The sequence below is a fragment of the Mucilaginibacter sp. JRF genome, assembly GCF_015223065.1.
In the GTDB taxonomy this organism is placed as follows: Bacteria; Bacteroidota; Bacteroidia; order Sphingobacteriales; family Sphingobacteriaceae; genus Mucilaginibacter.
The window spans coordinates 515,628-530,055 of the sequence record NZ_JADFBY010000004.1; the positions used below are offsets into that span (position 1 = coordinate 515,628).

Annotated in this window: 15 protein-coding genes and 1 tRNA gene; 9 read left to right on the forward strand and 7 right to left on the reverse strand. The window is 44.1% G+C overall.

The window, feature by feature from the left end; translation table 11 throughout:
- Nucleotides 1-16: 16 nt before the first annotated feature.
- Nucleotides 17-1,171, reverse strand: a complete 1,155-nt coding sequence (locus IM792_RS13685) for an acyltransferase (protein WP_194102428.1) — start codon at nucleotides 1,169-1,171, stop codon at nucleotides 17-19.
- Between the two features lie 71 nt (nucleotides 1,172-1,242).
- Between IM792_RS13685 and IM792_RS13690 the strand changes: the two genes are divergently transcribed.
- From IM792_RS13690 to IM792_RS13700, 3 genes are all read left to right on the forward strand, one after another.
- Nucleotides 1,243-2,178 (forward strand): NAD(P)-dependent oxidoreductase, encoded by a 936-nt coding sequence (locus tag IM792_RS13690; RefSeq protein ID WP_194102429.1) that lies wholly within the window; start codon nucleotides 1,243-1,245, stop codon nucleotides 2,176-2,178.
- 283 nt (nucleotides 2,179-2,461) lie between these two features.
- Nucleotides 2,462-2,935 carry a transcription elongation factor GreA gene (gene greA / locus IM792_RS13695; protein ID WP_194102430.1) on the forward strand — a complete coding sequence of 158 codons (474 nt, stop codon included), beginning with the start codon at nucleotides 2,462-2,464 and terminating at the stop codon, nucleotides 2,933-2,935.
- A 180-nt stretch (nucleotides 2,936-3,115) separates the two neighbouring features.
- The gene (locus tag IM792_RS13700) at nucleotides 3,116-3,529 is read left to right on the forward strand and encodes an HIT family protein (protein ID WP_194102431.1); all 414 of its coding nucleotides are present in this window, start codon (nucleotides 3,116-3,118) and stop codon (nucleotides 3,527-3,529) included.
- Here IM792_RS13700 and IM792_RS13705 read toward each other — a convergent pair.
- Nucleotides 3,526-3,891 (reverse strand): methionine-R-sulfoxide reductase, encoded by a 366-nt coding sequence (locus tag IM792_RS13705; protein WP_194102432.1) that lies wholly within the window; start codon nucleotides 3,889-3,891, stop codon nucleotides 3,526-3,528. The genes IM792_RS13700 and IM792_RS13705 overlap by 4 nt on opposite strands.
- A gap of 229 nt (nucleotides 3,892-4,120) precedes the next feature.
- Complete coding sequence (sucD, locus tag IM792_RS13710) at nucleotides 4,121-4,999, reverse strand: succinate--CoA ligase subunit alpha (protein WP_194102433.1); 879 nt, start codon at nucleotides 4,997-4,999, stop codon at nucleotides 4,121-4,123.
- 243 nt (nucleotides 5,000-5,242) lie between these two features.
- Here sucD and IM792_RS13715 point away from each other — a divergent pair, with 243 nt between their 5' ends.
- The 3 genes from IM792_RS13715 (at nucleotide 5,243) to IM792_RS13725 (ending at nucleotide 8,562) form a co-directional block, all read left to right on the forward strand.
- Complete coding sequence (locus tag IM792_RS13715) at nucleotides 5,243-5,803, forward strand: hypothetical protein (protein ID WP_194102434.1); 561 nt, start codon at nucleotides 5,243-5,245, stop codon at nucleotides 5,801-5,803.
- A gap of 20 nt (nucleotides 5,804-5,823) precedes the next feature.
- Nucleotides 5,824-6,234, forward strand: a complete 411-nt coding sequence (locus IM792_RS13720) for a hypothetical protein (protein ID WP_194102435.1) — start codon at nucleotides 5,824-5,826, stop codon at nucleotides 6,232-6,234.
- Nucleotides 6,235-6,639: 405 nt separating this feature from the next.
- Nucleotides 6,640-8,562: a patatin-like phospholipase family protein gene (locus IM792_RS13725; RefSeq protein WP_194102436.1), complete on the forward strand. Its 1,923-nt coding sequence runs from the start codon at nucleotides 6,640-6,642 to the stop codon at nucleotides 8,560-8,562.
- A gap of 42 nt (nucleotides 8,563-8,604) precedes the next feature.
- Here the strand turns inward: IM792_RS13725 and IM792_RS13730 are convergent, their stop codons facing one another.
- The 4 genes from IM792_RS13730 to IM792_RS13745 all read right to left on the reverse strand — a co-directional run bounded on the left by IM792_RS13730 (nucleotide 8,605) and on the right by IM792_RS13745 (nucleotide 11,505).
- Nucleotides 8,605-9,255 (reverse strand): NAD(P)H-binding protein, encoded by a 651-nt coding sequence (locus IM792_RS13730; RefSeq protein WP_194102437.1) that lies wholly within the window; start codon nucleotides 9,253-9,255, stop codon nucleotides 8,605-8,607.
- Between the two features lie 77 nt (nucleotides 9,256-9,332).
- Nucleotides 9,333-9,740, reverse strand: coding sequence for an Rrf2 family transcriptional regulator (locus IM792_RS13735; protein ID WP_194102438.1), 408 nt, complete (start codon nucleotides 9,738-9,740; stop codon nucleotides 9,333-9,335).
- A 96-nt stretch (nucleotides 9,741-9,836) separates the two neighbouring features.
- On the reverse strand, nucleotides 9,837-10,496 hold the full coding sequence (locus IM792_RS13740) for a bifunctional 4-hydroxy-2-oxoglutarate aldolase/2-dehydro-3-deoxy-phosphogluconate aldolase (RefSeq protein WP_194102439.1): 660 nt from the start codon (nucleotides 10,494-10,496) through the stop codon (nucleotides 9,837-9,839).
- A complete protein-coding gene (locus tag IM792_RS13745) occupies nucleotides 10,489-11,505 on the reverse strand; it encodes a sugar kinase (protein WP_194102440.1) in 1,017 nt (338 codons plus the stop codon). The genes IM792_RS13740 and IM792_RS13745 overlap by 8 nt, the downstream gene beginning before the upstream one ends.
- Before the next feature lie 350 nt (nucleotides 11,506-11,855).
- Here IM792_RS13745 and IM792_RS13750 point away from each other — a divergent pair.
- The 3 genes from IM792_RS13750 to IM792_RS13755 all read left to right on the forward strand — a co-directional run bounded on the left by IM792_RS13750 (nucleotide 11,856) and on the right by IM792_RS13755 (nucleotide 14,170).
- Nucleotides 11,856-11,929, forward strand: a tRNA-Asp gene (locus IM792_RS13750).
- 309 nt (nucleotides 11,930-12,238) lie between these two features.
- On the forward strand, nucleotides 12,239-12,379 hold the full coding sequence (locus IM792_RS21305) for a hypothetical protein (RefSeq protein WP_228085083.1): 141 nt from the start codon (nucleotides 12,239-12,241) through the stop codon (nucleotides 12,377-12,379).
- A 9-nt stretch (nucleotides 12,380-12,388) separates the two neighbouring features.
- The gene (locus IM792_RS13755) at nucleotides 12,389-14,170 is read left to right on the forward strand and encodes a glycoside hydrolase family 97 catalytic domain-containing protein (RefSeq protein WP_347343812.1); all 1,782 of its coding nucleotides are present in this window, start codon (nucleotides 12,389-12,391) and stop codon (nucleotides 14,168-14,170) included.
- Nucleotides 14,171-14,428: the final 258 nt, after the last annotated feature.

A 14,428-nucleotide genomic window follows, 5' to 3' on the forward strand; every position in this document is an offset into this window, starting at 1 on the left:
TATTGGCAAGCAGACTTTAAATCACCCTGTTCACCAAAGGTATACGTACCAAAAGCAGTGCCAAAGCAAAGCTACCCGCAACACCCAGCGGCACCACACACAATGCTTTTACAGCCGGATCAATAGCCAATGGCCTGAATAACATGGATAATGCTATAAGCACCAGGGGGTGAAAAATATACGTAGCAAAAGCCGCGCGCGACAAAGCACTAAATGTGGCCGACCTATTATCCCAACGGTATTTGGCTATGCCTGTTACAGCCACGCATATAGTAAAGCCGGTAAGCTGCTCCCAAACAGAATAAAGTAACGAGATAGGATTGCACCCGCCGCTAAACCAATCCATCGGCACATTAAATATTACTTTGATGGCATAGATAAATAACAAGCCTAAACCGCCAATACTGATGGCGATGCGGCGCATTTTTACTGCCTGTTCATACGTGATTTGCCCGAGCCAGTTATTGCTGGATGCTACCACGCCCAATGTAAACAGCGCTATATATTGCGGAAAATGCCCCAGCTGAAAGCCCAGCGGCTTAAGCACCCAGCCAACCGGGAATATCATCCGCACGGCAAAGCTTATGAGCCCTATACTCAATGCGAATAATATAATGCGTTTGTTGGATGGCAGATCTATCCTAAAAATTGCCGAACTTTTTGATGCCAACCTGATAACCGCGTAGCATATATTGAACAACAGCAAGGCAACCACAAACCACATTACGCCAAAACTTATCCAGCCATCGTACCCGCTTAAAAACTGACCGAAGGTAATATGGTGCTCACCGGCATAATAATACACCAGGTAATTCATCACCGGCGATAGGATGAACGAATAAAACATCAGCGGAATACCAAGGCGCAGCAACCTATCGGCAATAAAGCGTGCCGCGCCCTTTTTGTTGTAGGACGAGGGCACAAACAAAGCCGACAGAAAAAAGAAATAGCCCATAAAAAACGACTGGTTTATGGCCACCACAATCGTCATGGGGATGATGGCGGCTTCGAGGCCGGTTTTTTCGGAGTAATACCAACCGCCGGGCGCGCCATAGGTAACCAACGCGTGGTGTATTATCACCAGGGCAGTAAGCAGCACCTTTACGTTATCAATATAGGTGAGCTTGCTTTTGAATGCATTGACGACTGGTGCCGGTTGATTGATTGTCATAACTGAAACTGAGCAGGTTTTATGAGGGATAATAATTTGTACTTTCGCTGCTGAAATATAATAGTTTGGCTTTGAAAAATAACATATTAATAGTTGACGATCTGCATCCGTCGTACATGGAAATAGCCGGGGCTAAGGGCTACACCTGCGATTATCATCCTGATTTTAAATTGTCCGATGCCCTTGCCGTTATTGCTGATTACGAGGGACTGGCCATACGCTCAAAGTTTGAGGTTGATAAGGCCTTTATGGATGCCGCCCCTAACCTGCGCTTTATCACCCGTGCCGGTGCCGGTATTGATAACATTAATGGCGACTATGCCGCCAAAAAAGGCATTGAAATATATAATGCCCCCGAGGGTAATTCGGATGCCGTAGGTGAACATGCCGTGGGTATGTTGCTGGCGCTGATGAACAAATTTAACATTGGCAACATTGAGGTGCGCGATGGCAAATGGTTACGTGAAGAAAACCGTGGTTACGAGCTGAAAGGTCGTACCGTAGGCATTATCGGTTATGGCCACATGGGTCAAAGCTTTGCCCGCAAGCTAAGTGGCTTTGAGGTTAGCGTTATAGCTTACGATAAATACAAAACCGGCTTTAGCGACCAATACGCCCGCGAGGTAAGCATGGAAGAAATTGTTAAACACAGTGATATACTGAGCTTGCATGTGCCGCTAACTGCCGAAACCAAATACCTGGCAGATGATGAGTATTTTCTGCACTTTAAAAAGCCGATATTCTTTATCAATACTTCGCGTGGTAAAACGGCTAAGGTACGCTCAGTATTGAATGCTATTGAACAGGGTAAAATTATAGGTGCCACGCTGGATGTACTGGAGGTTGAAAAATTCCCGGCCCTGGGCGAGCAGGAATGGTATGCCGACCTGTGCAAAACCAACAAGGTGATACTCACTCCCCACGTTGCCGGCTGGACATTTGAATCGTACCGCAAGATAAGCGAGGTGTTGGCTGGGAAGTTGCCTTTGGTGGTTCATAGTTTATAGTTGATGGATCATAGTTAGAATGGTATCTTAATAAGAATAATACCCATGAACTATGATCCATGAACCATGAACTCCCCTCAAAACCGATAAAAAATTTGGAGAATAAAATTTAAAACCTTTATCTTCGTTTTATATCAAAGCAAGACTATGCAGGCCGAGGCCTCACATAGTCTTGTTTGTTTTTTAAAAGAGTCGCGTCCTTCTTTTCTATTAAAAGGAAGGGCGGTTTTTTTTTGACACGAACCAAAAACATTAACAGTTTAAAAAATTTAATTAGTGCGTTATGGCAGAGGTATCATACTATACCAAAGATGGTTTAGAAAAATTAAAGGAAGAATTACAACAGCTTAAAACTACAGGCCGTGCTAACATTGCCAAAGCAATTGCCGAAGCACGCGATAAAGGCGATCTTTCAGAGAACGCCGAATATGATGCAGCCAAAGAGGCACAAGGATTACACGAAGGCAAAATAGCCAAACTGGAAGAAGTATTATCAAACGCGCGTTTGCTGGATGAATCAAAACTGGATACATCAAAGGTTTTGGCTTTATCTATCGTTAAGATAAAAAACCTGAAAAACGGCGCTACCATGAGCTATCAGCTGGTATCAGAAACCGAAGCTGATTTGAAAGCCGGTAAAATATCAGTAAGCTCACCAATAGCCCAGGGCTTACTGGGTAAAAAGGTTGGCGAAAAAACCGAGATCACCGTACCCGCGGGTAAAATAGAATTTGAGGTACTTGAAATAAGCAGATAATTATTGAGGGATCGAATTATTGAATTAGTGAATTATTGAGGTAAATACATTTAGTGAGTTATTTGGATTAGTGAATTATTGATTTTTTAGAAAACAATTCACTAATTCAATCCTTCACTAAATCAATAATTAAAAGCTAAATCAATAATTCGATCCCTCAATAAATCAATAACTAAATCCATGTCAAGCATCTTCTCAAAAATAGTAGCGGGCGATATACCTGCCCACGTTGTTGCCGAAAGCAATGATTTTTTAGCCTTTTTAGATATATCTCCGCTGGCCGAAGGCCATGTGCTGGTTATCCCTAAAAAAGAGGTTGATTACATTTTTGATCTTGACGATGAAACCTATACCGGCCTGCACATCTTCGCCAAAATAGTGGCTAAAGGTATTGAGAAAGCCGTGCCTTGCCAGCGTATCGGTGTGGCTGTTATAGGCCTTGAGGTGCCGCATGTGCATATACACCTAATCCCCATTAACCATGTGGATGATATTAATTTTGCCCGCCCTAAGCTAAGCTTTACCCAAGAGCAGCTTGTGGCCACTACCGAAAAGATAAAAGAGGCCCTCCGGCAAACTTCCGAGGAAGTTTAATCCTCCAACGGAACAAATTTCATAGATACAGAATTTACGCAGTGGCGTGTATTTTTGGAGGTAAAACCTTCGCCCAAAAACACGTGGCCTAAGTGTGCCCCACAGTTAGCGCAAAGTATTTCGGTACGGCGGCCATCAGCATCTGTTATGCGTTGCACGGCACCCGGTATCTCATCATCAAAGCTTGGCCAGCCGCAAAAGCTTTCAAACTTATCGTCGGATCGGTAAAGCGGCGCATCGCAACGTTTACAGGTGTATACACCCTTGGCCTTATTATCCAGCAGCGAGCCGGTGAATGGGCGCTCAGTACCTTTATATAGTATTACCCTTTCTTCGTCGGGTGTTAATTCGTTGTATTTCATTTTTAAATAGGATTACATTGATTCTTTGAAATAATTTCACCGATTATATCTTGAGATATTGTTTTGACGCTACCGGCGAAATCATCAATATAAATATAATCAATTTTAAGACCAATAGTTTTAACCGGCATGTTGTTTACATGAGGTTGACATCATCCATAAACCAAAAAATCCCGGTCTTTCAACCAGGATTCTCTCATATCTCAAATCTGATATCTCAGATCTATACTTACGCTAATTTAGCCAGCTCCTCAGCCATTGCAGCACCAATTTCGGCTGGTGATTCAACCACGCGGATACCGCACTCGGCCATGATCTTCATTTTAGCGGCAGCAGTATCGTCAGCACCACCAACAATAGCACCAGCGTGACCCATACGCCGACCCGGAGGCGCAGTTTGGCCGGCAATAAAGCCTACTACCGGTTTAGTACCGTGTTCTTTTATCCAGCGGGCAGCTTCAGCTTCCATGCCACCACCTATCTCACCTATCATGATGATACCGTGAGTTTCAGGATCGTTCATTAAAAGCTCAACAGCCTCTTTGGTTGGTGTACCAATAATTGGGTCGCCACCGATACCGATAGCTGTAGTGATACCCAAACCGGCTTTAACAACCTGGTCAACCGCCTCGTAAGTTAAGGTACCTGATTTTGAAACCACACCTACGTTACCTTTTTTGAAGATAAAGCCCGGCATGATACCAATTTTAGCCTCATCGGCAGTGATGATACCCGGACAGTTAGGACCGATTAAACGAGAATCCTTGTCTGTCAAATATTCTTTTACCTGGATCATATCCTTTGTAGGGATGCCCTCGGTAATACAAACTATAACTTTGATGCCTGCCTCAGCAGCTTCCATAATAGCATCGGCAGCGAATGCAGGAGGTACGAATATGATAGATACATCAGCACCTGTGGTTACAACCGCGTCTTTAACGGTGTTAAAAACCGGCCTGTCCAAATGCGATTGGCCGCCTTTGCCAGGGGTTACACCACCAACAACCTGCGTACCGTACTCGATCATTTGCGAAGCGTGGTAAGTACCTTCGTTACCGGTAAAACCCTGAACTATTACTTTGGAATCTTTGTTTACAAGAACACTCATTGGCTTTTTTTTTATTCAACGCAAAGCTAAAATTATTTTATTAACTAAGATGCCCTATGCCGTTAAAGGCAGCTTTTTTTTACAATCTAACATTTAAATGATGTTGCCACATGTTATTGTTAGGGTTGCTTCGCCCCCGTTAAAATACGTTTCGCCGGTTATTAATTAATTTACAGGAAAGTTTTTGTTGCGGCTATAAAAAGCTATTAATATCTTTCGGAACTCTAAAACACACACCTTACCATGAAAAAATTACTCTTTGCAATAATCACTACTATTGCCATTACACAACCCGGTTACGCGCAACTGGGTGGCTTACTCAAAAAAGGCACGGATATGCTGGGCAGCAGCGGCCTCAGTAAAATTATTAAACAGCCTGCCGCCATCAGCACTAATTTTAAGGATGATGCCATTATTAAGGGCTCAAAACCACCATCATTTCAGGAGGGCGTAACACCGCAGCCATTATACCTGTTGCCTAAAGCTACAGGGGGCGGTTATATTTTATGCGCCGGACTTTATGAAATGACCAACAAAAGCTATTGCCTGCACGCCGGTACACGCGGGCCAAGCAGCGGCGATGGCTATATGCTGGCCACGGTTGAAGGGCCTAAAAAGAATGTGGTTATCAACATCCTGAAAAGTGCCGAAAAGCATCCGGAGGTTAAACAGCGCAACATACAGGTATTGCTATGGGCTATCATCGCCCGCACCAAACTGGCCGATTTCAGCACAGAGATAAAAGCCACCGCTGCCATACTGCTTACACCCGAGCAGTTGCTTACCTTGAAGGCGGCGCATTAGGCGTACTACCCAATAATGTGATGGAGGATGCCAAAAGCAAACTACCCGCCCCTGTGCAAGCGGTGTTTGAGGCTGAGAACAACATTCGCCGTTTAGCGGCATCAAGCAACGCGAGTTACGAGGAGATGGAGAAGTACGCCGTATTGGCCGGTTTAGCGCCTAATAACAACAGCGAATATCCGTCGGGCACGTGGGCGTTACACCCGGATGGCTATTACATCAGGTACATACCCAAAGCATACTCTATTACCCGCGTGCAGATCTATGTACCGCAGGAGTTGATAGACAAAGCCGGTAAAGACCCTATTATTTATGATGCCCCTTATGGTATTGCCTGCCCGGCTAACGTAGGCTCGCAACGTTTGGCGCAAACCAACGAGCCGCTGGAGCCGGACTATACTAAAAAGCTGACCACAATTTGTAATCCATAAAACATTAAACAAAAGAGGCGCTGCATAATGCAGCGCCTCTTTTGTTATACAACTGTTCGGATTGTATACCCCCCCTAATTCATCAACACTGCCGACCCCAGCAGTAACAAAAATATTATGGTGAAGATGATATGATAACCTATCTTTTTCATGATAATTTCATTTAAGAGAATAACCATCATAAAATATAACAGTTTGATTTTTTTATAAATTCTGCCCGGCATCCTAATCTAACACCATCACAACACCCTCATTATAAGGATATTTATTTTGACATTATCATAAATACCTGTTACCTTTAAATACCCAATTAATATCACCCGTGCACATATACCCCGGCACTACGTGATAATATACCTCTGACCTGAATATCATTAATTCACCTTTTGTGACCTGTTACATACTATGACAACACCAGACGCTAAAAACGACACATTTTATGCCGGCATCTGCATGGCCGGTGCAGTATCGGCCGGGGCATATACCGCCGGGGTTATTGATTATTTGCTCGAAGCCCTTGAGCATTGGGAGCAAGCCAAAAAATTACAGGCAGCCGGTAAGCTAAGCAATGTACCTACCCATAATTTTAAGATAGAGGTTATAGGCGGCGCATCCGCCGGAGGCATGACAGCTGCTATTACATCCGCAGCCATACAAAATGAGTTTGAGCCGGTGCATCAGTCCGATGAGCATAACAAGGCGCATACCGAACAAAATCCGCTGTTCAACTCGTGGGTGAATCTTACCGAAACACCCGATAAGGACATGATGAGCATTATGCTGGATACCAGCGACATTGAGAACGATAAAACCAATAACCGGTTTAAGGAGGTACGCTCGGGCCTTAACTCAACCTTTATTAAGGAGGTTGCCGATAAGCAGCTAAACCTTCAGGTTACAAAAAGATACCCAAGAAGCTACGTGGCTAATGATCTGGAAGTATTTACCACCATTACTAACCTGCGGGGTTTTAATTACGAGGTATCATTCCATACCAGTTCGGGCACGCGCAAACACCGCATGAAGATGCACCGTGATTATGCCTTTTTCAGGATGAACGATAAGGAGGACGAGCCAATAGAGCAGGCAAGTACCAGCGAAATAAAAGAACAGTTGGAGGACAATGACGGGCGTATCCCCATCAACTTTAACAAAAAGCTGAATATTGAAGTGCTTAAGCAGGCGGCCATGTCAACCGGGGCATTTCCCGTGGGGCTTGAAAGCCGTGATCTGGTCAGGAAAAAGGTATATATCGAGAACAACAAATACCTCAACCTGCGGCTAACAGGTAAAGACACTGTAACAGCAGATGGCGCGAAACCTGTACAATATGATTTGATACTGGATGATGACTTCCTCTCGTTAAACGTGGATGGCGGCGTGATCAATAACGAACCTTACGAGATAACCCAACAGCTTTTGAACGACAGGCTTGCCCGTTTGAATGGTAATGACAAACCCTTTGAAGCCAAAACCTCTGCCACCGAATTTAACAGCGTGGTTTTAATGGTTGACCCTTTCCCGAATGATGATGTACCGGTTGAGCAAAAATTTGTGGTGAAAAAATCGTGGCTTAAGGTGTTGCCCTCTATCCTGTCGGCCATGCGCGGGCAGCTGATGATGAAGGACGAGCAAATAAAACGCGCTTACATGAGCGATGATTATACCCGTTTCCTGATCATGCCGGTACGTACCAAGGATAATATTGAACAGCTTTTTACCATTGCCTGCGGATGCCTGGGCGGCTTTGGCGGTTTCTTCTCCAAAGATTTCCGCAAGCACGATTTCTTTTTGGGCCGACGTAATTGTCAGCGTTTTTTACAGGTACACTTTAGCGCGCCGGTAAGTGCCGATAACGAAATACTTAAAAACGGCTACGCCAATACTACAGGCTACGCCGTTGGGGCAGACGGAGTGGAGTATTACCCATTGATACCTGATATACGTATTAAGCTTGATGCCGCCACCGGCAACTATGTTATTGAAAAGCCTGCAGTTGAGGGCGAATATGCTTACCCAAGTATCAAGCTATCGTACATTCTTGGCCTTGAAGACAAAATAAAAAAACGCGTAAAAGCCATTGTTAACAACATTACCAACAGTGAGCAGGTAACCCCTGCCCAACCCGTTGCCGAAAGCCCGATATTAAAACGCATCCGCAAAAAATCATTCTTCGGGCGGTTATTCGGAAATGTCATCGGCACGCCTGTTACTAACTTTTATGTTTCTATCGGCAAAAAATTCAGCACAGCACCCATTGCCGAAAAATGTATTGACGCTATAATAACAGATATGGAAAGCCGGGGACTGATACAGGAAGATGTTTAAAAAAGAAAAGCGGCACATTGCAGTGCCGCTTTTCTTTTTTTATTAGTAAGCCACGGTAAAACGCTGGCGAATGTGTTTCGGGTTTTCCAATTCATCAACAATAGCGGTGGCCATATCCTCCACAGAAATGATGCTGCGGTGGTTCTCGTCGAACACGGGCTCATCTAAACCTACACGGTAAGTGCCTTTAATAATGCCCGCCGTACCCTGGTGCATTTCAATAGCCGGACTAAGGAATGTCCAATCCAGTTCGATTTCGTTTTTAATGTGGTTCAGGTAATCGCGCGCTGCGGTAGCGCCAGCCTTGTACTCAGCCGGAAACTGAGGAGTATCTACCAGTTGTGCACCCGGGGCTATGTACAAGCTACCGGCACCGCCAACGGTGAAAAATCTTTTAACGCCTGCCTTTTTAGTACCCTCTTGTATGGCTTTTGATCCACGCAAAAAATCATCATAAATATTAGGGTTTGTCCAGCCCGAGTTAAAGGTATTCACCACCACATCAGCGCCTTTTACAGCGGCGGTAACTTCGTCCTCATTATAAATATCGGCCTTAACGGGGCTTATTTGCGCGCCTTGTTTTAGCTTATCAATATTACGGGCAATGGCAATTATTTCATGGCCTCTTTTTTCCAACTCGTTCAATACGGCGGTACCTACAAAACCTGTGGCGCCAATTAATGCTACTTTCATGTGTTTGTTTTTTATTTTAAGTTGTTATCTATATACAAACTGTAATTTATTTTATTACAGTATCGATTAAAAAAATATTATTTTATCGGTTTACAAAAAGCCTCCAGCGTAACGGCCGCCAAACGGCTAACCATAGCTTCTTCGGCCTTGTTATACAGTACATCCAGCTCCACGTTTATCTGCTTACCAACGGGGCAATCCGGGTTGGGTACATTCTTTTTGCCTAACGGGGATGTTTGGCGCACGGCATTATAAACATCAGACAGGCGGATATCCTTTGCCGGTTTTGCCAGCGTAGTGCCGCCACCCTTACCCTCTTTAGAGGTTATCAATCCGAACTTGCGCAGATTGCTGGTTTCCTTACGTACTATGGCGGCATTAACATTCATGCTACCAGCCACAAATTCGGACGTAAGCATTTCATCCTTCATGTAATAATGGAGGGTTAAAATATGCAGCGCCGTTGAAAACCTTACGTTGTTCATTAACTGTAATAATTTTTATTACAGTACAAATGTAATGTAATTGTGGTACTTGTCAATAGCCACGTACTATCAATTACAAAAAAATGACGGTGAATACTATTTACAGCTTTGAATAAGCTCGGTAACAAATACGGTATCGGTAAATAACTGATCGTACAGTTTGTCCTCGAGTACTTTTTTGCTGATAAGCTTGCTACCCATACCTACGGCGCATACACCGGCCCTAAACCATGCTAAAATACTCTCTTTAGTAGTATCAACCCCGCCGGTAGGTATAAACAACTGCCCCGGGAATAACTCGCGTATAGCGCTTAAAAAATCAGGCTTTAAAGTTCCGGCCGGAAAAAGCTTTATCAACCCCGCATCGTGCTGCTGGGCGGTATAAATTTCGGTAGGCGTCATACAACCAGGCACCCACAGTAATTTATGCTTTTGGGCGATTTTGGCTACCTCCGGGTTTACAATGGGCGATACAATGAAATCGGCACCGGCACTAATGAATGCTTCGGCCTCATCTACAGATTTGATGGTACCTATACCCAGGTGCAGATCGGGCCACTCCGCTTTTTGCAGCTTTTTAAGCTCACGGTAATTATCCAATGCCTGCGGACCACGGTTGGTATACTCAAACACCCTTACCCCTGCTTTATACAGCGTGCGGGTAACATCAATGCTTACTTGTGCATCCTCATAAAAAAACAGCGGCAGCATACCCTGCGCTATTATGCTGTCAAGCACCTGTTCTTTTTTATTCATTGCTTATAGCGTTTTGTATTTCGTTAACGGTTTTGTTGGTGGTATCGCTCTTTACAAATAGCTTGGTGAAAGCCGCGGCGGTGGCATATTCCAGCACATCGGCAGGCGCCCAATCGTTGTACATGCCATAGATCAGTCCGGCCATGTAGCAATCGCCGCTACCTACCTTATCAACTATCTGGCTTGATGAATACTCTTTTGAGCTGATGAATTGCGAGCCGGTGTACAGGGCGGTGTAATAGTTGATCTCGCTATCATTCCCAAACCTGAAGGTGTTGGCCACCGCCTTGCATTTAGGGTAGCGCTTAACTATTTCTTCGGAGGTTTTGAGGGCTTCTTTCAGGTAGATACTTTTCTGTCCGCTTTCGTGAATATCGGGCACAACCTCAATACCCAGCATAGCCTCGGCAGCCCATACATTGCCCATCACTACATCGCAGTAAGGCAAGAGTTGCTGCATAACCTCAACAGGCGTTTTACCATACTTCCATAGCTTGGCGCGGTAATTCAGATCTACCGATACGGTAATACCCTTTGCCGATGCCGCCTTTACAGCCTCTAAACAAACATCGGCTGCGCTCTGGCTCACCGCCGGAGATATGGCGCTGAAATGGAACCAGCTTACATCAGCGAAAACCTCATCCCAATTAATTACGCCCGGCTGCAATTCGGCAAAGGATGAATGGGCACGATCATAGATCAGCGCGTCGTTCTTTACATCCTGCCCCTGCGCTAAAAAATACAATCCGATACGGTTTCCGCTGTACGAAACCTGATCGGTACCAATATTTTTTTGATTGAGATGTCCTAATAATTGCTTCGACAAATAATTATCGGGCAGAGCGGTACAATATTGTACAGGGAGCTGCCAAAGGGCAAGCGCGGTGGCTACGTTAAGCTCGGCACCACCTAAAAAAAAAGGCAGACTATTATTTTTCAACCATTCGCCCCCACCATCCGGACTTATGCGCAGCAGCAGCTCGCCAAAACAAAGGATATTTTTCTTCATAGCATTCAGCAATCAGGCGCCGCTGCACAATCCCCGGCCTTGCAAATCAAATAACGCTGTTTTTACTACCATTTGCAAGCATTTAAAACATTTATAATACCACAGGAGCAATGCTATCGGTATAACATTTTAAAAATATCGGCATCAATAAAGCTATAAATACCATTCAATTCGATTTTTTAAAAACGGGCGAAAAAATTTTTTACTTTTTTTCACCCATTTAACAAATGGATAATGAAACACTTACATCAGCATCACATTTATAAGCAGCAACAAATTCTATATTTTTTTTAAAATACCTCTTGCAGAATATCAAAACCTGCGTATATTTGCACCACCAAAACGAACACGGAGTGGTAGTTCAGCTGGTTAGAATACATGCCTGTCACGCATGGGGTCGCGGGTTCGAGTCCCGTCCATTCCGCAAGAATCGAAAGGTTCAGTTAAAGCGCTTAGATCAATGATCTAAGCGCTTTTTTTATATCCAATCCATACACCTCTTAATACTTAACTCCTTACTCTATAGCCGCCCCTATTCATTTACTTATTAAAAAACATTCTCTATTAGCTTTAAACAGGCTTTTTTACAAACATTTCAGCATAAATTTCAATCCCACTTCTTCTGCGTGGCAAATTAATCAGCATATTGGGGAGGCTTAACCGGAGCTACACAAAATAAATATTTCCGACTAATATTCGCTTGTAATAATAAAGCTAAAACTTATACCTAATAATGAATTTGAAAAAGGTTACCCTGATGATAATCGTCGGCTTTTTACATGTAAAAGCTGTACAGGCACAATTACCGAAACTGATCTCGCCCAACAACAAGATCTCCGTTAGTTTACTCAAGCCTGCTGCCGGTGGATCGTAGATGCTCCGAGTGCAATATACTGATAGCGCGGCATCTGAAATAGTTATACCGGGGATCAAACTGGGGATAAACACCAGCGGCGAAAATTTTGCTGATAACCTTAAGTTTCAAAAGCAGGATAAACCCAAACAAATTATTGATCAATACAAGGCCGTGCACGGCAAAAGTGCATCGCGTAGCAATAAAGCCTCAGAAAGCACTTACCATTTTACCAACAGCAACGGCCGCAAATTAGATGTTGTTGTTAGGGCCTACGATAATGGCTTTGCCTTTAAATACATACTGCCCGACAAAAGCGACAAGCGCATAACCTTTATTGATGAACTCACTACCTACGAGTTCAGTCCAAAAGCAGACCGATGGCTGCAACGTTTTTTAACAAGCTATGAAGGTTTTTATCCCGAACAGAAGAACGGCGTTGTACAGGGGCAATGGGGTTACCCAGCGCTGTTTCGCGCGGATGCAAATAAAAACTCATGCTGGATGCTGGTTACCGAAGCGGGGTTAGACAGTACTTATTGCGCCACCAAAATGAGCAATACCGCTAATGCCGATCAATACAAATTGGTATACCCTGCTCAAACTGATGGCAACGGAGCCGGCAAAGTTCAACCATCAGCCAGGCTATCGTGGTCATCGCCGTGGCGGGTGGTAATTATGGGGCAGTTAGCAGATGTGGTTGAGTCGACCCTGATTGAAGATATAAGCCCTGCCAGCAAGATACAGAATGTTAGCTGGATAAGATCGGGCACAAGCTCATGGGTATACTGGGCCAATAACCACGGCACTAAAGATTATCAAAAGCTGGTATCGTACATTGACTTAGCCGCCCGTATGAATTGGCCTTACACGCTATTTGACTGGGAATGGGATGAAATGAGCAACGGTGGCAAACTGGAAGACGCGGTAAAATACGCGGCATCAAAAGGTATTAAGCCTATGATGTGGTATAACTCGGGCGGCCCCAACGGGGTATCTTCAACACCCAAAGACAGACTTTTAACCCATGAAAGCCGCGTAAAGGAATTTGCCTGGTTAAAAAAGATAGGTGTTTATGGCGTTAAGGTTGATTTTTTTGAAAGCGACAAGCAGGACATGATCAAATACTACATCGATATTTTGAAAGATGCCGCGGATGCTAAACTTATGGTCAATTTCCACGGCTCGACCGTACCGCGCGGATCGAGCCGTACTTACCCTAATTTGATGAGCATGGAGGCGGTTTTTGGTGGCGAACAATATAACAACGGCGCCGAAATGACCACGCAGGGCGCATGGCACAATACAACATTGCCGTTTACCCGCAATGTTATTGGCCCTATGGATTATACCCCGGTGGCTTTCACCAACTCGCAGCATCCGCATACAACCAGCTACGCGCATGAGCTGGCTCTATCTGTTGTTTTTGAATCGGGCATTCAGCATTTAGCCGACAGGCCGGAAGGTTTTGATGATTTACCCGATGCGCCAAAAGCATTTCTGCGTGATGTACCGGCCAGTTGGGATGCAACTAAATTCATAGACGGCTATCCCGGCAAAAGGGTGATCATGGCGAGGGCGAAAGCAGGCAAATGGTACCTTGCCGGCATAAACGGAGAAAATAACGGTGGCGAAGTCAATGTTAAACTTGCTTTTTTACCAGCCGGTAAAAAACACAAGGCTACAATAATTGGCGACGGCGAATACGATACGGCATTCAATACACAATACGCCGTATTGAACAGCAACGATGTGCTTAATATAAAATGGCTGCCACGTGGTGGGTTTACGGTGTTATTAGAAGAAGAATAACACGTGTTGCAATATTCTTTCACAAAAAACTATCTGACTCACAAAAAAGTCGGATGGTTTTTATTAATATATATATAATAAAGTAAAATGTTTAGTAGCAAGTTTTAAATAATTTTCATCGTTTAAAGGGGTTTAATTGCGGTTTTTGAAAAAAAATTAAATTTTTCTTAACCTTTTGATAGGTTATTGCGTAAACAGCCATAACTATTGATTAAAAAATAAACCCTGATGATTAAAAACTTCCCCCAGAGTTTAACG

Coding starts and splice junctions, on each gene's coding strand:
- IM792_RS13705 (WP_194102432.1), bottom strand. CDS start 3,891: ATGAAATACAACGAATTAACACCCGACGAAGAAAGGGTAATACTATAT.
- IM792_RS13725 (WP_194102436.1), top strand. CDS start 6,640: ATGACAACACCAGACGCTAAAAACGACACATTTTATGCCGGCATCTGC.
- IM792_RS13685 (WP_194102428.1), bottom strand. CDS start 1,171: ATGACAATCAATCAACCGGCACCAGTCGTCAATGCATTCAAAAGCAAG.
- IM792_RS13745 (WP_194102440.1), bottom strand. CDS start 11,505: ATGAAGAAAAATATCCTTTGTTTTGGCGAGCTGCTGCTGCGCATAAGT.
- IM792_RS13715 (WP_194102434.1), top strand. CDS start 5,243: ATGAAAAAATTACTCTTTGCAATAATCACTACTATTGCCATTACACAA.
- IM792_RS13720 (WP_194102435.1), top strand. CDS start 5,824: ATGGAGGATGCCAAAAGCAAACTACCCGCCCCTGTGCAAGCGGTGTTT.
- IM792_RS13740 (WP_194102439.1), bottom strand. CDS start 10,496: ATGAATAAAAAAGAACAGGTGCTTGACAGCATAATAGCGCAGGGTATG.
- IM792_RS21305 (WP_228085083.1), top strand. CDS start 12,239: ATGAATTTGAAAAAGGTTACCCTGATGATAATCGTCGGCTTTTTACAT.
- sucD (WP_194102433.1), bottom strand. CDS start 4,999: ATGAGTGTTCTTGTAAACAAAGATTCCAAAGTAATAGTTCAGGGTTTT.
- IM792_RS13730 (WP_194102437.1), bottom strand. CDS start 9,255: ATGAAAGTAGCATTAATTGGCGCCACAGGTTTTGTAGGTACCGCCGTA.
- IM792_RS13735 (WP_194102438.1), bottom strand. CDS start 9,740: ATGAACAACGTAAGGTTTTCAACGGCGCTGCATATTTTAACCCTCCAT.
- IM792_RS13700 (WP_194102431.1), top strand. CDS start 3,116: ATGTCAAGCATCTTCTCAAAAATAGTAGCGGGCGATATACCTGCCCAC.
- greA (WP_194102430.1), top strand. CDS start 2,462: ATGGCAGAGGTATCATACTATACCAAAGATGGTTTAGAAAAATTAAAG.